The following is a 17,851-nucleotide window of genomic DNA, read 5'->3' as shown; positions in this document are numbered from 1 at the left end:
AAACGACCGAAAAAACGAAGCATGAGCAAGACGCTGGTAATCGCAGAGAAGCCCTCGGTGGCGCAGGACATCGTGCGGGCGCTGACCCCCGTGGCGGGCAAATTCGACAAGCACGAGGACCATTTCGAGAACGAGCGCTATGTGGTCACGAGCGCCGTGGGCCACTTGGTGGAGATCCAGGCGCCCGAGGAATTCGACGTCAAGCGCGGCAAGTGGAGCTTCGCCCACCTGCCGGTGATCCCGCCGTACTTCGACCTGAAGCCGGTGGACAAGACCAAGAGCCGCCTGAACGCGGTGGTGAAGCTGGCCAAGCGCAAGGACGTGACGGAGCTCGTCAACGCCTGCGACGCGGGCCGCGAGGGCGAGCTGATCTTCCGCCTGATCGAGCAGTACGCCGGCGGCGCCAAGGGCGGTTTGGGCAAGCCGGTGCGCCGCCTGTGGCTGCAGAGCATGACGCCGCAGGCCATCCGCGACGGCTTCGCCAATTTGAAGAGCGACGCGCAGATGCGCGGCCTGGCCGACGCCGCGCGCAGCCGCAGCGAGGCCGACTGGCTGGTCGGCATCAACGGCACGCGCGCCATGACGGCGTTCAACTCCCAGGGCGGCGGGTTCTTTTTGACGACCGTCGGCCGGGTGCAGACGCCCACGCTGTCGCTGGTGGTGGAGCGCGAGGAAAAGATCCGCAAGTTCGTCGTGCGCGACTATTGGGAGGTGCACGCCGGCTTCGCGGCCGAAGCCGGCCAGTACCTGGGCAAGTGGTTCGACCCGCAGTGGAAGAAGAGCGACGACCCCGAGGCGCGCGCCGACCGCCTGTGGTCGCGCGCCGATGCGCAGCGCATCGCGGACGCCGTGCGCGGCCAGCCGGCCACGGTCACCGAGGAGGCCAAGCCCACCACCCAGGCCTCGCCCCTGCTGTTCGACCTGACCAGCCTGCAGCGCGAGGCCAACGGCCGCTTCGGCTTCTCGGCCAAGACCACGCTGGCGCTGGCGCAGTCGCTGTACGAGCGCCACAAGGCGCTGACCTATCCGCGGACCGACTCGCGCGCGCTGCCCGAGGACTATCTGCCGGTGGCGAAAAACACCTTCGCCATGCTGGCCACCAGCGGCATGCGCCACCTGGCACCGTATGCGCAACAGGCCATCGACGAGGACTACGTGCGTGCAACCCGCCGCGTGTTCGACAACAGCAAGGTCAGCGACCACTTCGCCATCATCCCGACCACGCAGGCGCCCAGCGGCCTGTCCGAGGCCGAGCAAAAGCTGTACGACCTGGTAGTGCGCCGCTTCCTGGCGGTGTTCTTCCCCAGCGCCGAGTACCTGGTCACCACGCGCATCAGCCGTGTTGCACAGCATGCCTTCCGCACCGACGGCAAGGTGCTGGTCAAGCCGGGCTGGCTGGCCATCTACGGCAAGGAGGCCGCCGCCGAGACCGACGGCGGCAAGGACGGCGAGAAGGGCCAGCCGCTGGTGGCCGTGCGCCCTGGTGAGCGCCCGCTGGCCGAGACCGTGGACCCCAAGGCCCTGAAGACCAAGCCGCCCGCGCGCTACAGCGAAGCCACGCTGCTGGGCGCGATGGAGTCGGCCGGCAAGCAGGTCGAGGACGAGGAGCTGCGCGGCGCCATGCAGGAAAAAGGCCTGGGCACCCCGGCCACGCGCGCCGCCACCATCGAAGGGCTGATCACCGAGAAATACATGCTGCGCGAGGGCCGCGAGCTGATTCCCACGGCCAAGGCTTTCCAGCTGATGACGCTCTTGCGGGGGCTGGGCGTGCACGAGCTGTCGCGCGCCGAACTGACCGGCGAGTGGGAATACAAGCTGGCGCAGATGGAGCGCGGCGAGCTGCCGCGCGAGGCGTTCATGCAGCAGATCCAGGCCATGACGGAAAAGATCGTCCGCAAGGCCAAGGAATACGACCGCGACAGCATCCCCGGCGACTACGCCACGTTGCAGTCGCCCTGCCCCGATTGCGGCGGCGTGGTCAAGGAAAACTACCGCCGTTATGCCTGCACCGGCGCGGCGGGCAGCAGCGAGGGCTGCGGCTTCTCCTTCACCAAGTCGCCCGCCGGGCGCACCTTCGAGACGGCCGAGGCCGAGGCGCTGCTGCGCGAGCGGCGCATCGGCCCGCTGGAGGGTTTCCGCTCCAAGGCCGGCTGGCCGTTCACGGCCGAGGTGGCCATCGTGCGCGATGAGGAAAGCGGCCAGCACAAGCTGGAGTTCGACTTCGGCGACGACACGGCCGACGCCGCCGCCAGTGGCGAGCTGGTGGACTTTGCCGGCCAGGACAGCCTGGGTGCCTGCCCGGTCTGCGGCGCCCCGGTGTACGAACACGGCGCCAATTACGTCTGCAGCCGCGCCGTGCCCACCGCGCAGCAGCCAGTGCCGTCGTGCGGCTTCAAGAGCGGCAAGGTCATCCTGCAGCAGCCGGTGGAGCGTGCGCAGATGAGCAAGCTGCTGGCCACCGGCAAGACCGACCTGCTGGACAAGTTCGTTAGCATGCGCACGCGCCGCCCGTTCAAGGCGCACCTGGCCTGGGACGCGGCGGCGGGCAAGGTGAACTTCGAGTTCGAGCAGCGCGACAGCAAGTACCCGGCGCGCAAGACGGCCGCTGCTACCAAAACAGCAGCTGCCGGCGCAGCCAGGACAGGGGCCGCGGCCAACAAAGCCGCGAAACCGGCGGCCAAGAAGGCGGCCGCCGCCAAGACCCCGCGCAAGCCCAGCACCGCGGCCGGCAAGACGCCCAGCGCTGCATTGGCTGCCGTCATCGGCCCCGATCCGGTGGCACGCACCGAGGCCATGAAAAAGGTCTGGGACTACATCAAGGCGCAGAACCTGCAGGACCCGCAGGACAAGCGCACCATCGTCGCCGACGACCGGCTGCGCGCCGTGCTGGGCAAGGACCGCATCGGCATGTTCGAACTGGCGGGCATCCTGGGGCAGCACCTGGCGTAAGGTGCAAAAAAAGCGGGCCGCCGTGGCGGCCCGCCCTTGCGCACCCAGGTGCGCCGCGCGGTCAGGCGGCGTTCTCGACGAACGTCACCTGCATGTTCACACGGTAGGCGGCAATGCGGCCGCCTTCCACCGTCACCTTCTGCTCCTTGATCCACGCGCCGCGCACGCTGGAGGCGTCCTTGCAGGCGTTGCGGATGCCGTTCTCGATGGCTTCCTCGAAGCTCTTGTTGCTGGTGGAACTGATCTCTACGACCTTGGCGATGCTCATGGGAAGCTCCTTTCATGGCGGGTGAAAACGTCCATCCTAGGAGCCGTGGGCCGGCCGGCGCTGTGGGACAAGACAAGGCAATCCGGTAGGCAGGAGCTGCGGTGGGCCTGAGCCGAGGCCTGCGGCGACTGCGGACTTTTTCACCCTTTCTCGCCCACGGCGCAGCCCCTTCGGGCAGGCTGTGGGCCTGGCACTGCGCGACAGCGTGCGCTGCGTGCAACGCTCCCACCGTACGAGAGGCGAATCCATGACTCCTGCATATCCATCCACGACGCGCGCCGCCGTCGCGGCCGGCCTGCTGCTGGCGCTGGCGCTGGCCGGCTGCAGCGACCTGCCCCGGGGCCAGCCCGCCCACGGGTCCGGCCAGCAGCCGGCGAGCGAAGGCGGCGTGACCGTGTTCGGCACGGTGGACGTGAACGTCGGCGCGCAACGCTCGCGCTGAGGCTCCGGGGCCTCGGCGCCCCTGTCGCAGCCGCTGCGAACGCGCCGCGCGGCCCACTTGCGCACCGCGACGCCGGCGTCAACCGAGCGTCAGACCGGTCGCCTGGATCACCTTCGCCCACTTGTCCACCTCGGCGCGCTGGAAGGCGCGGGCCTGCTGCGGCGTCATCGGCGTGACGTCCATGCCCAGGGTGGCGAAGCGCTCGCGCGTGCGCGGCTGCTCCAGGGCGGCCACCGCTGCAGCGTTCAAGCGCGCCAGCAGCGGCTGCGGCAGCCCGGCGGGGGCGAACAGGGCCTGCCAGGAAGTCACCTCGAACCCCGGGTAACCGGACTCGGCCACCGTTGGGACCGAAGGCCATGCCGGCATGCGCTGCGGGCTGGTGATGGCCAAGGCTCGGATGCGCCCGCTGGCCAGCTGGGGCGCCGCCACGGCCAGGTTCTCGAAGCTGCACTGTGTTTCGCCGGACATCACGGCCTGCAGCGCCGGGCCGGCACCCTTGTAGGGCACATGCACCGCGTCCATGCCTGACTGCAGTTTGAACAGCTCCATGCACAAGTGCTGCGAGGTGCCGTTGCCCGCCGAGGCGTAGGACAGCTTGCTGCCCGAACCCTTGCCGGCGCGCACCAGGTCGGCCACCGACCGGTAGGGTGTGTCCGCCTGCACGATCAGCAGGTTGGGCATGGTGCCGGCCACGGTGATGGGCGTGAAGTCGCGCACCATGTCGTAGGGCATGCTGGTGTACAGGTTGCCGTTGATGGCGTGCGAGGCGATGGAGCCGCCGCCGATGGTGTAGCCGTCCGGCGCCGCCTGCGCCAGGGCGGCCGCGCCGATGTTGCCGCCGGCACCGGCCTTGTTCACCACCACGATGGGCTGGCCCAGCACCTGCCCCATGTGGGGGCCCAGGATGCGCGCCACCACGTCCGTGCCCCCGCCCGGCGCGTACGGCACGATGTAGGTAAGGGGTTTGGCGGGCCAGGCGCTGTCCTGGGCGCGGGTGGCCAGCGGCAGGCAGGCCAGCGCGCCAGCGCTCCGCAGCCACTGGCGTCGGTTCGTTGCCAGACGGGGTTCTGTCATCGTGTGTCTCCTGTAGGTCTCATGGATTCCCGGTTGCTGGTGCGACGCCGGCATCCCCGGCATCCGGGCGCCAGGTCTGCGGGTGCGGCCACTGCGCCCGGGGGTGGGGGCGCAGCAGCCCAGCATGCACGGCATCGGGTGCCGCGCAGCCCAGCAGCGCCAGATCGCGGTCGATTTCCTGCTGCAGCAGCGCCAGCACGTCGCGCACGCCCTCCACGCCGCCCACGGCCAGGCCGCACAGCGTCGGGCGGCCCACGAAGACGAAGCGCGCACCCAGGGCCAGGGCCTTGAGCACGTCGGTGCCGCGGCGTACGCCCCCGTCCAGCAGGATGGGCAGGGCGTGGCCCACCGCCTGGGCGATGGCTGGCAGGGCGTGTAGCGGGGCGACGGTGCCGTCCAGCTGCCGCCCGCCGTGGTTGGAGACGATCAGCGCGTCGGCGCCGATGTCCAGCGCCCGCTGCGCGTCCTGCGGGTGCAGCACGCCCTTGATCACCAGCCGTCCGTCCCAGCGCTGGCGCAGCCAGGCCATGTCGTCCCAGGTGAGCTGGTCGCGGCCGGTGCGAAAGCCCTGCGGGGGCTCGACCGTGATGGGCGTGCCGATTTCCTCGTACAGGTTGGCAAAGCGCGGCACGCCGCGCGTGGCCAGCGAGCGCAGGAGCACGCCCAGGCTCCAGCGCGGGTGCAGCGCGCCGTCCAGCAGCAGGCGCGGCGTGAGCCGGAACGGGATGTTGAAGTGCAGCCGCGCATTGTTCTCGCGGTTGGCGGCGACGCAGGTGTCCATGGTGACCACCAGCGTCCGCACCCGGGCCGCCTGCAGGCGCTGCACGATGCGCCCGATGCGCTCGCGGTCGCCCGGAAAGTAAGCCTGGTACCAGCTGCCAGGGGCCGCCTGCATCAGCTCCTCCAGCGGCACGCTGGAGGAGCCGCTGATGATGAAGGGCACGCCCGCCGCCTGGGCCGCGCGCGCCAGCGCCAGATCGCCGTCGTGCGCCACCAGCGCCGTCAGGCCGGTGGGCGCCAGGCCCACGGGCATGGCGTATTCGGTGTCCCACAGCGTGGCGCGGGTGTGGCGCTGGCTGACGTCGTTGAGCCCGCGCGGCACGAACTGCCAGTCGTCGAAGGCGCGGCGGTTCTCGCGCAGCGAGGCGCCGTCCTCGGTGCCGCCCAGCACGAAGCCGTGCACGCAGCGGGGCAGGCGGCGGCGCGCGGCGCGCTCGTAGTCGGCGGTGGACAGCAGCATGCTCATGCGGCGCCTGCCCGCAGGTCGACCGCGGCCCCGGTCTGCAGCCTGCCGTCGAAGAAATCCAGCACGTTCTGCACCGACTCCTGCGCCATGCGCCGCAGCGCGCCATCGCTGAGCGAGGCTACGTGGGGCGTGGCCACCAGCGCCGGCTCGGCCAGCAGCGGATGGCCCGCGGGCACGGGCTCGGTGTCGAACACGTCCGTACCCGCGCCATACAGGTGCCCGGTGCGCAGCGCCGTGTGCAGGCGCTGCATGTCCACGACGCCGCCACGCGCCGTGTTCAACAGGATCGCCCCGCGCTTGCAGGCCAGCGGGTCCACCAGGCCAAGCGTGGCTGGCGTGGCCGGCACATGCAGGCTGACCACGTCGGCCTCGGCCAGCGCCGGCGCCAGCGCCTCGGCGCGCTCGCAGCCCGCCGGCAGGGGCGCGCCGGCGGGCAGCAAGGGGTCGAAGCATCGCACCGCCATGCCAAAGCCTTGCAGCCGCGTGGCCATGGCGCGGCCGATGCGGCCTGCGCCGACGACCAGCGCCTGCTTGCCCTCCAGCTCGAAGAACGGCTGCGCGCCGATGCCCTGCGCCCACTGGCCGGCGGCCACGCTGGCGTGGCACTGCGGAATGCGCCGTGCCACAGCCAGCAGCAGCGCCATGGCGTGCTCGGCCACGGCTGATGCGTTGGCGTTGGGCGTGATGGCGAGCGCGATGCCGCGCTCGCGCAGCGCCGCGGTATCCACGCTGTCGTAGCCCACCCCATGGCGCGAGACGCAGCGCAGGCGCGGGGCCTGCTCCACGTGCGCGCGTCCCAGCGGACGGTAGCGCAGCACCACGGCGTCGGCCTGCGGCAGGTGCTCGGCAAATTCCTGGTCGGGGGCATTGTCCAGGCAGGTAAAGGTCCAGTCGCTGCGCTCGCGCAGCAGGCGCAGGCCGTCTTCGTGCACGGTCCTGGCAATCAGCAGGTGGGGCATGGTGGAGGCGTTGTCAGTGGATTTCCGGCTCGGCGGTGGGCGCGGTGCCGGTCAGGAAGTCGAAGTCGCAGCCCTTGTCAGCCTGCTGGATGTGCTGCACCACCAGCTTGCCGTAGCCGCGCGCGAAGCGCGGCGGCGGTGGCTGCCAGGCGCTGCGGCGCTCGGCCAGCTCTTCGTCGCTCAGGTGCACGTGCAACAACTGCGCCGGCACGTCCAGCGTGACGGTGTCGCCGGTGCGGATCAGCGCCAGCGGCCCGCCGACCCAACTCTCGGGCGCCACGTGCAGCACGCAGGTGCCGTAGCTGGTGCCGGACATGCGTGCGTCCGAGATGCGCACCATGTCCTTGACGCCGCGCAGCAGCAGCTTGCGCGGCAGCGGCATCATGCCCCACTCGGGCATGCCGGGGCCGCCCAGCGGGCCGGCGTTGCGCAGCACCAGCACGGTGTTCTCATCCACGTCCAGGTCGTCGCGGTCGATCAGCGAGGCCATGTGGTTGTAGTCGTCGAAGACCAGCGCGGGGCCGGTGTGCTGCAGGTAACGCGGGTCCATGGCGCCGGTCTTGATGACGGCGCCGTCGGGTGCCAGGTTGCCCTTGAGCACCACCAGGCCACCGTCGGCCTTGACCGGGTTGTCGCGCGTGCGGATCACGTCCTCGTTCCAGATGCGCGCGCCTTCGAGGTTCTCGCCCAGGGTGCGGCCGTTGCAGTTCAGGCTGTCCAGGTGCAGCAGGTCCTTGAGCTGCGCCAGCAGCGCCGGCAGGCCGCCCGCGTAGTGGAAGTCCTCCATCAGATAGGCCTGCCCGACCGGGCGCACGTTGGCCAGCACCGGCGTGCGCGCGCTGATGGCGTTGAAGCGCTCCAGCGGGAAGTCCACGCCCGCGCGCCCGGCCATGGCCACCAGGTGGATGAGGGCGTTGGTCGAGCCGCCGTTGGCCATCAGCGTGGTGGCGGCGTTGTCGAAGGCCTGGGGCGTGAGGATGTGCTCCAGGCGCAGGTCCTCCCAGACCATCTCGACGATGCGCTTGCCGCACTCACCGGCCATGCGCATGTGGCCCGAGTCGGGCGCGGGGATGCTGCAAGAGCCGGGCAGCGACACGCCCAGCGCCTCGCACACCGCCGCCATGGTGGAAGCCGTGCCCATGGTCATGCAGGTGCCGTGCGAGCGGGCGATGCTGCCCTCGACCTCGGCATGCTCCTCGGCGGTGATGCGGCCCGCGCGGCGCTCGTCCCAGAATTTCCACTGGTCCGAGCCCGAGCCCAGCGTCTGGCCGCGCCAGCGCGCCGTCAGCATTGGCCCGGCCGGCAGGAAAATGGTGGGAAGGCCCATGCTGGTCGCGCCCATGACCAGCGCCGGCGTGGTCTTGTCGCAGCCGCCCAGCAGCACCACGCCGTCGATGGGGTAGGAGCGCAGCAGCTCCTCCGTCTCCATCGCCAGCAGGTTGCGGTACATCATGGTGGTGGGCTTCTGGATGGTTTCGGCCAGCGTGATGGCCGGCAGCTCCACGGGGTAGCCGCCGGCCTGCCACACGCCGCGTTTGACCTGCTCGGCCCGCTCGCGCAGGTGCGTGTGGCAGGGGTTGATGTCGGACCAGGTGTTGACGATGCCGATGACCGGCTTGCCGACGAAGTCCTCCCGGACCAGGCCGATCTGCATGGTGCGCGAGCGGTGGCCGAAGGCGCGCAGGTCCTGCGCGCCGAACCAGCGGTGGCTGCGCAGGTCTTCGGCCGCCATGCGCCGGACGGGCTTGCGGGGCGTGGTCATTCCTTGATCCCTTGTTCGCGGATGATCCGGCTCCACAGGGCTTCGTCGCGGTCCATGGCCGCCAGCACCTGAGCCGTTGTCGAGGTCTGCAGCTGCACCCCCAGGCCTTCCAGCTTGTCCCGCAGCGCCTTGTCCTGGCCGACTGCCTGCATGCCGCTGCGCAGGCGCGCCAGCACATCCTCGGGCGTCTTCGCCGGGGCCATGAGGGCCAGCCAGAACACGGCCTCAAAGCCTTCGACGCCTGCTGCCTCCTCCACGGTGGGCAGCTCGGGCAGGATGGGCAGGCGCTGGCGCGTGGTGACGGCGATGCCGCGGGTGCGGCCGGCGCGAATCAGCGGGGCGGCCTCGTTGGCGGCCGAGAACATGAGCTGGATGACGCCGCCCATCAGGTCCTGCGCCGCCGGAGCGCCACCGCGGTAGTGCACCACCTGCATCTTCACGTTCATGGCCCGCATGAAGTACTCGGCCGCGAGGTGGTTGATCGAGCCAGGCCCCGAGCTGCCAATGGCGTACTTGTCGGGGTTGGCGCGCAGCAGCGTCAGCAGCTCCTTCATGTTGCTGACGTTCAGCTGCGGGTTGGCCTGTAGCACGAAAGGCGACTTGATCATCATCGAGATGGGCACGAAGTCGCGCCGCGCCTCGTAGCCCACGCTTTTTTGCAGCAGCGGGTTGATGACGATGGAGACCGGGGCCGCGTAGAGCGTGTAGCCGTCGGCCGCTTGGCTGGCGAACCAGTTGCTGGCCAGGGTCGAGGCCGCGCCGGCCTTGTTCTCGATGATCACCGGCTGGCCCAGTTCGCGCGACAGGCGCTCGAGCACCGCACGGCTGGAGACATCGCTCATGCCTCCCGCTGGATAAGGCACCACGGCCTTGACAGCGCGCGATGGATAGGCTGCGGCCTGCGCCATGGCGCTGCCCAGCCAGCCGGCCCCAAGGGGCAGGGCCAGGCAGCTGCCTGCGGCGCCGCGCAGCCAGGCGCGGCGGGAAAACGGGTTCTGTTGCATGGTGCTTGTCTCCTTCGTTGTGGGGTCAATGGATGTCTTCGGCCTCGCGCATGGCGGCGCGCAGGTCCGCCACGCCGAAGCCCGGGCGACGGGAGGCCTCGATGAGCGGGCGCTCGCGGGCGGTGATGACCTCGATGGCGCGCGGCAGCGCCTGCAGCATGTCCTGCTCGATGCGCACGGCGCCGTGGGCGTCGGCGTGCAGCAGGTCGCCGTCGTGGATCGACAGGCCATGCACCTGCACCGGCACGGCGATGTCCACGATCTGCGCGAAGCCGTGGCTGGGCGATATGCAGCCGGCCAGGATCTGGAAGTCCTCGGCGAGCATGCCGAAGTCGCGCATGGCGCCGTTGGTGAGCACGCCGCGCACGCCCAGGCCCTTGAGCACGTTGCTGTGCACCTCGCCCCAGAACGCGCCCAGGCCGGGCTCGTCATCGATGTCCTGCATCACCGAGATGGTGGGCAGCTGCGCGCTGCCGCTGATGTGCTCGTACCAGCGCAGGCGCCGCTCCTTGAGCACGGCGGCCGGGTCGGTGTAGGGGACGGCCGTGCGCAGCGTGGCCGTGCGCGCGAAGCCCAGGATGGGACGCATGCGCGGGTGGGCGCTGACGAAGGTGCCGCGTGTGAAGCCCTCGGCGCTGCGCGAGCCGGTGACGATCTCCAGCGCGTTGCAGATGGTGGGCGTGTCCACCGAGGTCAGGATGTCGGTCAGTTGCGCGGTCAGTGTGGAGGGGAGGACTTGGCTCATGGCAGGCAGGGATTGGTGGAAAAAAGGGGATCAGGAGGCGGTCCACCCGCCATCGACGAGCAGGGCGGTGCCGGTCACCATGGCCGAGGCGTCGCTGGCCAGGAACACGACAGGCCCCATCAGGTCCTGCAGGCGTGCCAGGCGGCCCAGGACGATGTGGCCCATGACGAACTCGCGAAAGGCGTCGTCGCGCAGCATGTCGCGCGTCATGTCGGTCTCCACGAACGTTGGACACAGGGTGTTGACGCGGATGCCGTGGGGCCCCAGGTCGCAGGCCAGCGCCTTGGTCATGCCCTCCATGCCGTGCTTGGTCGCGCAGTACACCGAGCGGCCGGGGCTGCCCACATGGCCCATCTGCGAGGACACGTTGATCACGCTGCCCGGCAGCCCGGCCGCCACCAGCGCCCGGGCGAACTCCCGGGCCACGACGTAGGTCGAGCGCAGGTTGAGCGCCAGCAGCGCATCCAGGTCCTCGTCGCTGACGTCCAGCACGTGGCGCGGGCGGTTGGTGCCGGCGTTGTTCACCAGGATCTGGCAGGGCGCCAGCCGCTGCAGGCCCTCGCGCACGGCGGCGGTGTCGCACACGTCCAGCACCCAGGCCTCGGCCCGGCCGCCGGCCGCGCGGATGCCGGCGCACGCGGCCTGCAGGTCGTCGGCGCCGCGCGCGGCCAGCACCACCTCGGCGCCGGCTTGCGCCAGCGCGTGCGCCGCCGCCAGGCCAATGCCCCGGCTGGCGCCGGTGACCAGTGCGCGGCGCCCGTCCAGGCGCCAGCTGGGCATCGTCAACGTGGCCATGGCGCCGCTCAGTCCAGGGCCGCCACGGGCTGGTACCACGGCACCTCGGCGCGCGTGCCATAGCGGCGCACGCGCAGGTTCGCCTGCTCGCCGTGGCCGGCGAACTGTTCCATGTGGCACAGGCGCGAGCAGTACTCACCGATCAGGGCCGAAGCCTCGTCGGTCAGCACGCGCTGGTAGGTGCAGGTCTTGAGGAACTTGCCCACCCACAGGCCGCCCGTGTAGCGCGCGTTGCGGTTGGTAGGCAGGGTGTGGTTGGTGCCGATGACCTTGTCGCCATAGGCCACGTTGGTGCGCGGGCCCAGGAAGAGCGCGCCGTAGTTGCGCATGTGCTGCAGGAAGTAGTCCGGGTCGCGCGTGAGCACCTGCACGTGCTCGTAGGCCAGCTCGTCGGCCTTCGCCAGCATCTCCTCGAGCGTGTCGCAGACGATCACCGCGCCGTGCGCGGCCCACGAGGCGCGCGCCACCTCGGCGGTGGGCAGGCGCTGCAGCTGCTCCTCGATGGCGGCCAGGGTGCCGCGCGCCAGCGGCTCGGACGTGGTCAGCAGCACCGACGGCGAGGTCGGCCCGTGCTCGGCTTGGCCCAGCAGGTCGACCGCGCACATCTCGGCATCGGCGCTGTCGTCGGCGATCACCAGCGTCTCGGTTGGTCCGGCGAACAGATCAATGCCGACGCGGCCGTACAGCTGGCGCTTGGCCTCGGCGACAAACATGTTACCCGGGCCGACCAGCATGTCCACTGGCCGGATGGACTCAGTGCCCAGGGCCAGCGCGCCCACGGCCTGCACGCCGCCCAGGGTGTAGATCTCATCGGCGCCGGCCAAGTGCATGGCGGCCACGATGGCCGGGTGCGGCTGCCCCTTGTAGGTGGGAGCGGTAGCGGCCACGCGCGGCACGCCGGCGACCTTGGCCGTCAGCACGCTCATGTGGGCCGAAGCGATCATTGGGTACTTGCCGCCGGGTACGTAGCAGCCCACGGCCTGCACCGGGATGTGCTTGTGCCCCAGGCGCACGCCCGGCACGGTCTCGATCTCGATCTCCTGCATCGAGTCGAGCTGCGCCTGGGCGAACTTGCGGATCTGCGCCTGGGCGAAGCGAATGTCCTCCAGCTCGCGCGGCGACAGGCTGCGCACCGCGGCCTGGATTTGGTCGTCGCTGAGCCGGAAGTCGGCCGGGTCCCACTGGTCGAACGTGCGCGACAGCTCGCGCACCGCCATATCGCCGCGCTGGCCGATGTCGGCGAGGATGGTTTCCACCGTGCTGCGGACCTTGGCGTCGGCCGCCGCCAGTGCCTGCGCGTCCTGGCCTTCCTTCAAATATCTGATCGTCATGCCCTTGCCCTTGGTAAGTGCGTGTATTCCGGGAAATCCTGGGCAGATGCACTGCCCACAGGGAAGGCAATGTAGGAAGGCTGAAAATATTCGTCCAATATAAAATTGGCGTCTTAATTTTTCGAAAAAGATATCAATGCTGGAGACCCGGTCCTTGCGGCATTTCGTGGCCGTGGCGCAGGAGCTGCACTTCGGGCGCGCCGCCCGCCGGCTCAATATCTCGCAGCCACCGCTGTCCATCAGCATCCGGCAGTTGGAAGAGCGCATGGGCACGCCGCTGTTCATTCGCACCCAGCGCTCCGTGGAGCTCACGGCCGCCGGGCGCGTGCTGCTGGACAAGGCGCTGCTCATCCTGGGCGAGCTGGAGGACGCCGTCGTGTCCACCCAGGCGGCCGGCAAGGGCTACCACGGCGTGCTGCGCATCGGCTACACCGCCGCGTCGGCCTACAAGGTGGTGCCCGAGGTGATCGGGGCTTTCCACGAAAGCTATCCCTTGGTTGAACTGGAGCTGCTGGAGATGGTCTCCACCGAGCAGGTGATGGCCCTGCGCCAGCAGCGCATTGATCTGGGCGTGCTGCGCCCGGTGCCCATCAAGGCGCCGCTACGTTCGCTGTGCCTGCTGCGTGAGCCACTGGTGCTGGCCCTGCCGCAGTCTCATCCCTTCGGGCAGAGTTCCCGCATCTCCCTGGCGGATTGCGATGGCGCACCCTTCATCGGGTTTGACCTGCGCCACGCTCCCTATTTCAACGGCATGGTGGAAGAGGCGCTGCGTCAGGCGCGCATCACGCCCCGCTTCGTGCAGCGCGCCACACAGACCCACGCCATCGTCGCCATGGTCGCCGCTGGCCTGGGGGTGGCCCTGGTCCCGGAGACCTGCATGCGGATCCATATGGAAAACCTGACGTTCAGGGCATTGGCCGAGCCGCTGGAGACAGGCGCCGAGGTCCATTTGTGCTGGAACCGGGAAACTGAATCACCGCTGAAAAGCCATTTCGTGGAAACCGCGCAGCGCGCTCTGGGCACCGGTGATGGTGAACTCGGCCAATAGCGCTAGGGCGGACTCGCCGCACCCATGCGATGCAGGCGAATTGCCTTAGGCTCGGCAAACCCCCTGCCAGCACTTGGTGCCGTTGCCGGCGGAGCCCCTGTCGATTTCGGGTCGCGCACCCCCTGCGGCACCGATCACGAAATCTCCTGTGCGGCACACCATGATGGCCCTCGCCCTGAAGGGCGGGCAGGCCTGTTTCATCCCCTTCACCGGAGACCCACCATGTTCACCCACCTCCTGCTCGGCGCCCGCGACCCCGACACCTCGCGCCAGTTCTACGACGTCGTGCTCGGCGCCCTGGGCGTCGCGCCGGCCTTCACCGACCCGCAGGGCCGGCACTTCTGGCGCCATGGCAGCAACACCCTGGGCGTGGGCCGGCCGCTGGACGGCCAGCCGGCCAGCGCCGCCAACGGCAGCACGCTGGGCCTGGCCGCGCAGTCGCCCGAGCAGGTCGATGCCGCGCACGCCGCCGGCCTGGCCGCGGGCGGCGCCACCTGCGAGGACCCGCCCGGCTGGCGCGACCGCGGCGGCGCCAATGGCCGCTACTACGCCGCCTACCTGCGCGACCCGGACGGGCACAAGCTGTGCCTGATCCACCGCCCGGCCAAGGCGTCCTGACCCGCCTGGGGCGCCGTGAGGGCGCAACCCTGGCCGCAGGCGGGGCCATGACCATGCGCCGCCCGCGTTTGCCGCTGTGCCTGCTTTTTCGGCGCTGCCCGTCCGGCAGCAACGGCAGCAGGTCACTACAACTTCGATAGCTGGAAGCCCTTGCTCAACAAGGGCCAGCGCCCGGTTTGGCTCAAAACCAAGCCCCAGCCCCGTCGCTGCATGCCAAGCCACCGGGCCCCTGTCGGCCCGCCGTCAGCCTGACCTCCTATAAAGTGTTTCGTTTTGAAACGCTGACGGAGCGAGCGGCAGGATGGCAACGTTGATATCGGCTGGCACGCACACCGGCCAAGGCACCCCCGGCGAGCGCCGAATGGCCGAGCGGCTGCAAAAGAAGCTGCCGCAGGACTGGCTGCTGTGGTGGGACGTGCCCATAGGCCCCAAGCAGACGCGGCCGGACTTCGTGCTGCTGCACCCCCAGCACGGCGCGCTGGTGCTGGAGGTGAAGGACTGGCACCTGGACACCATCCGCAGCGCCACCCGCGAGCGTTTCGAGATCGCGCCCGAAGGCCGGCTGAAGGTGGTCATGAGCCCGCTGCAGCAGGCGCGGCACTGCGCCATCCAGGTGGTCAACGCGCTGGAGCGCGACGCGCAGCTGGTGCAGCAGCACGGCCCGCACCAGGGCAAGCTGGCGCTGCCGTGGGGCCACGGCGTGGTGCTGACCCAGATCACCCGCAAGCAGTTCGACGCCGCCGGGCTGGGCGCGGCCATGGCGCCGCACCTGGTGGTGTGCAAGGACGAGATGCTGGAGAGCGTGGACGCCGCCGCCTTCGCGCAGCGCCTGCACGCGATGTTTCCGCACCGCTTCGGCCATGCCGGCCTGACGCCCGGGCAGCTGGACCGCGTGCGCTGGATCCTCTTCCCCGAAGTGCGCGTGCCGCAGCAGCGCAGCCTGCTCAGCGCCGATGCCGATGCCGATGCCGATGCCGCCGCAGGCGCCAGCGACGAGGACGCCCGCCTGCCCGACCTGATGCAGGTGATGGACCTGCAGCAGGAGCAACTGGCCCGCAGCCTGGGCGACGGCCACCGCGTCATCCACGGCGTGGCCGGTCCGGGCAAGACCATGATCCTGGGCTACCGCGCCGAGCACCTGGCCAAGACGCAGACCGCCGCCAGCAAGCCCATCCTGGTGCTTTGCTACAACGAGCCGCTGGCCGTGAAGCTGGCCGCCGACATGGCCGCCAAGGGCCTGCACGAGCGCGTGCACGTGCGCCACTTCCACAAGTGGTGCCGCGACCAGCTGGTGCAGCACCAGCTGCTGCCCGAAGGCACGCAGCGCAAGGCCGTGGCCAAGCTGATGGACGAGTACGTGCAGGGCGTCATCGCCGGCGTGGAGGCGGGCCGCATCCCCACCGGCCAGTACCACGCCGTCCTCATCGACGAGGGCCACGACTTCGCGCCCGAATGGCTCACGCTCGCCACGCAGATGGTGGACCCCGCCACCAACAGCCTGCTGCTGCTGTATGACGACGCGCAAAGCATCTATGACCGCACCCGGAGCAAGAGCTTCAGCCTGAAAAGCGTGGGCATCCAGGCCGCCGGCCGCACCACCATCCTGAAGATCAACTACCGCAACACGCGGCAGATCCTGCAGCTGGCCCACCGCATGGCCGGCGACATGCTGCTGCGACCCGAAGACCCCGAGGGCGGCGACGACGGCATCCCCCTGCTGCAACCCCTGAGCTGCGGCCGCGAAGGGCCCGAGCCCATCGTCGTCGACGACCTGCCCACCCTGCCCGAGCGCGCGGCCCGGGTGGCCGAACTGCTGGCCGACCAGTACGCCCAGGGCCACCCCTGAGGCGACATGGCCGTGCTGTGCCAGCATCACAGCGAGATGGAGGCCTGCGCCGCCGCCCTGGCGCGCAAGGGACTCCGCACCGGGTGCGCAAGCGGTCAGGCGACTACCGGCCGGAAGAGGACGCCATCAAGGTGATGACGATGCATGCGAGCAAGGGGTTGGAGTGGCCGGTGGTGGCGGTGATGCCCGAGCGTGCCTCTAATGAGGCGAAGGGTGCTGAGAAGCAGGATGAGATATTGGAAGCGCGGGTGGCTTATGTGGCGATGATGCGAGCTGCGCAGAGAGTGTTGGTTTTTTGAGTTTCGATGATAGGGCTTATTACTGTTTTCGACCCATTGCGGAAATTTAAGCTTCATTGACCAATATCTGCTTCGCAGCGGGAGCGGACTTTTGCCTTTGAGGGTCGTATTTGCGCTATCAGACGCGAAGCGGTCATTGCTCTCATTCCGCTATGCTGGATGCTTATCGCTTACATACATCTGAACTAGTCCATGGAAAAATCAGCACTTGAGGAGACGCTTGCAACGGTCCACGCGCTTTTGCGGTCCGAGGGCATGGTGGAAGCAGCTGCGCTGGTTCGCACTTACCCGGCACGTGCTGAACAGACGGGCTACGATAACTGGAATGGCGGCACGGAAATTTGGGAGGTGCAGTTTTCTGTTCCTGCGTCTGAGTACGCCCGACTTGGGACAAAGCGCTCCCAGCTTGAGGACCAAATCGCGGCGCGCCTCAAGACGGTTCTGGAGTCTGAGACGCAAAATTGGTACAGCGCCCGGATCTTGCCCGAGCGAGAACGCCGAAGGGATTGGCGAGCTGAGGGGCCAGGCGTTCCCCGCGACGTCAGGACCAACATATTGGATGGAATGAAACTGGAGCAGGTCTGCTGGAGCGGTGCACTTGATGATGTCGAATTCCTTAGCCGACTCTATGATCTTAAAGAGTTGCCTTCGCATGACAGTCGATTCAAAGACGCAGCGGGAGACATTTGGCAGCATCGGTCAAATAACGATGACTGGGAGCAGGATTGGGTTTTCTCAGACGAGCGATTCAACCTGACTGGAGGCCCATCTGATCAATTCCTTCGCTTTCTATGTGAGGTCGTTCACCCAGTTGTGCGGCCGGATCGCGACGAAGCCCTGAAGCTCGTCTCTCATTTCAACGATCCATTACGACAAGTCGGGTGGGAGCTATACGAAGTGGAACGGATTGCCGGGCGACCTCGATTCAATTTTCGTGCAGTAACAGACCACGGTGGACGAGCTGTCCTCCGAGCAAAGAACGTAGCCGATGCGCTGGATGCCGGCTGGATGGCCAAGGAAATCGAGCGCCTCGAAAACAGCATTGACCGTGACCCGGCGCTGGCTATAGGAACCGCTAAGGAACTAATCGAAACTTGCTGCAAGACAATACTCACGAGGCAAGGCGTCGAATTCACCAAATCCGAAGACTTAGGGGAGTTGACCAAAAAGGTAACGAAGGAGCTAAAGCTGGTACCCGAGGGCATCTCAGACGAGGCAAGGGGTGCAGAGAACATCAAGTTAGTACTTCGAAACCTGACACAGTTGACAAACAACCTTGCTCAACTGCGTGGGCTGTATGGGACCGGCCATGGTCGCGACGGTAACTATCGTGGACTTCAGCCGCGTCACGCAAGACTCGCAGTAGCTTCAGCAGTGGCCTTTATCGACTTTGTCTCAGAAACATACCGACAGCGCCAGAGCGCTGGTTACAAGTAGTTTCCGACTTCGCGGTACGTTTGAGTGC

At 68.6% G+C, this 17,851-nt stretch carries 14 protein-coding genes and 1 pseudogene; 6 read left to right on the top strand and 9 right to left on the bottom strand.

Translation table 11 applies throughout. The features are described from left to right. Positions 1 to 21: 21 nt before the first annotated feature. Positions 22 to 2,949, top strand: coding sequence for a DNA topoisomerase III (locus BLQ61_RS04395; RefSeq protein ID WP_091567079.1), 2,928 nt, complete (start codon positions 22 to 24; stop codon positions 2,947 to 2,949). Positions 2,950 to 3,010: 61 nt separating this feature from the next. Here the strand turns inward: BLQ61_RS04395 and BLQ61_RS04390 are convergent, their stop codons facing one another. Continuing rightward, on the bottom strand, positions 3,011 to 3,217 hold the full coding sequence (locus BLQ61_RS04390; protein ID WP_091567076.1) for a dodecin family protein: 207 nt from the start codon (positions 3,215 to 3,217) through the stop codon (positions 3,011 to 3,013). A gap of 247 nt (positions 3,218 to 3,464) precedes the next feature. On the opposite strand from BLQ61_RS04390, the gene BLQ61_RS04385 reads away from it, so the two are divergent. Beyond that, a complete protein-coding gene (locus BLQ61_RS04385) occupies positions 3,465 to 3,659 on the top strand; it encodes a hypothetical protein (protein ID WP_139182710.1) in 195 nt (64 codons plus the stop codon). A gap of 78 nt (positions 3,660 to 3,737) precedes the next feature. Here BLQ61_RS04385 and BLQ61_RS04380 read toward each other — a convergent pair whose 3' ends face one another. From BLQ61_RS04380 to hisD, 8 genes are read right to left on the bottom strand one after another with little or no spacing between them, the layout of a single operon-like run. Next, positions 3,738 to 4,733 (bottom strand): Bug family tripartite tricarboxylate transporter substrate binding protein, encoded by a 996-nt coding sequence (locus BLQ61_RS04380; protein WP_175488211.1) that lies wholly within the window; start codon positions 4,731 to 4,733, stop codon positions 3,738 to 3,740. A 19-nt stretch (positions 4,734 to 4,752) separates the two neighbouring features. Further along, positions 4,753 to 5,979, bottom strand: a complete 1,227-nt coding sequence (locus BLQ61_RS04375; protein WP_091567070.1) for an alpha-hydroxy acid oxidase — start codon at positions 5,977 to 5,979, stop codon at positions 4,753 to 4,755. Continuing rightward, the gene (locus BLQ61_RS04370) at positions 5,976 to 6,938 is read right to left on the bottom strand and encodes an NAD(P)-dependent oxidoreductase (protein ID WP_091567068.1); all 963 of its coding nucleotides are present in this window, start codon (positions 6,936 to 6,938) and stop codon (positions 5,976 to 5,978) included. Before BLQ61_RS04370 ends, BLQ61_RS04375 begins: the two co-directional genes overlap by 4 nt. Positions 6,939 to 6,951: 13 nt before the next feature. Further along, entirely contained in the window at positions 6,952 to 8,700 is a 1,749-nt protein-coding gene (araD, locus tag BLQ61_RS04365; RefSeq protein ID WP_091567066.1) for an L-arabinonate dehydratase, read from the bottom strand. Beyond that, a complete protein-coding gene (locus BLQ61_RS04360) occupies positions 8,697 to 9,704 on the bottom strand; it encodes a Bug family tripartite tricarboxylate transporter substrate binding protein (RefSeq protein WP_091567064.1) in 1,008 nt (335 codons plus the stop codon). The genes araD and BLQ61_RS04360 overlap by 4 nt, the downstream gene beginning before the upstream one ends. A gap of 25 nt (positions 9,705 to 9,729) precedes the next feature. Then, on the bottom strand, positions 9,730 to 10,449 hold the full coding sequence (locus BLQ61_RS04355; protein WP_091567062.1) for an RraA family protein: 720 nt from the start codon (positions 10,447 to 10,449) through the stop codon (positions 9,730 to 9,732). 30 nt (positions 10,450 to 10,479) lie between these two features. Beyond that, positions 10,480 to 11,244 (bottom strand): SDR family NAD(P)-dependent oxidoreductase, encoded by a 765-nt coding sequence (locus BLQ61_RS04350; RefSeq protein WP_091567060.1) that lies wholly within the window; start codon positions 11,242 to 11,244, stop codon positions 10,480 to 10,482. 8 nt (positions 11,245 to 11,252) lie between these two features. After that, the gene (gene hisD, locus BLQ61_RS04345) at positions 11,253 to 12,575 is read right to left on the bottom strand and encodes a histidinol dehydrogenase (protein WP_091567058.1); all 1,323 of its coding nucleotides are present in this window, start codon (positions 12,573 to 12,575) and stop codon (positions 11,253 to 11,255) included. Positions 12,576 to 12,711: 136 nt separating this feature from the next. Between hisD and BLQ61_RS04340 the strand changes: the two genes are divergently transcribed. The 4 genes and pseudogenes from BLQ61_RS04340 to BLQ61_RS04325 all read left to right on the top strand — a co-directional run bounded on the left by BLQ61_RS04340 (position 12,712) and on the right by BLQ61_RS04325 (position 17,823). Beyond that, positions 12,712 to 13,623, top strand: coding sequence for a LysR family transcriptional regulator (locus BLQ61_RS04340; protein WP_091567056.1), 912 nt, complete (start codon positions 12,712 to 12,714; stop codon positions 13,621 to 13,623). A 222-nt stretch (positions 13,624 to 13,845) separates the two neighbouring features. Further along, on the top strand, positions 13,846 to 14,241 hold the full coding sequence (locus BLQ61_RS04335; protein ID WP_091567054.1) for a VOC family protein: 396 nt from the start codon (positions 13,846 to 13,848) through the stop codon (positions 14,239 to 14,241). Positions 14,242 to 14,542: 301 nt separating this feature from the next. Further along, positions 14,543 to 16,386 (top strand): annotated as a pseudogene (locus tag BLQ61_RS04330) (DEAD/DEAH box helicase). Positions 16,387 to 16,578: 192 nt separating this feature from the next. Beyond that, positions 16,579 to 17,823: an abortive infection family protein gene (locus tag BLQ61_RS04325; protein ID WP_091567052.1), complete on the top strand. Its 1,245-nt coding sequence runs from the start codon at positions 16,579 to 16,581 to the stop codon at positions 17,821 to 17,823. Positions 17,824 to 17,851 lie beyond the last annotated feature (28 nt).

This window comes from Oryzisolibacter propanilivorax (genome assembly GCF_900103645.1).
Classification (GTDB): domain Bacteria; phylum Pseudomonadota; class Gammaproteobacteria; order Burkholderiales; family Burkholderiaceae_C; genus Melaminivora; species Melaminivora propanilivorax.
This window is presented reverse-complemented; position numbering and strand designations above follow the sequence as displayed.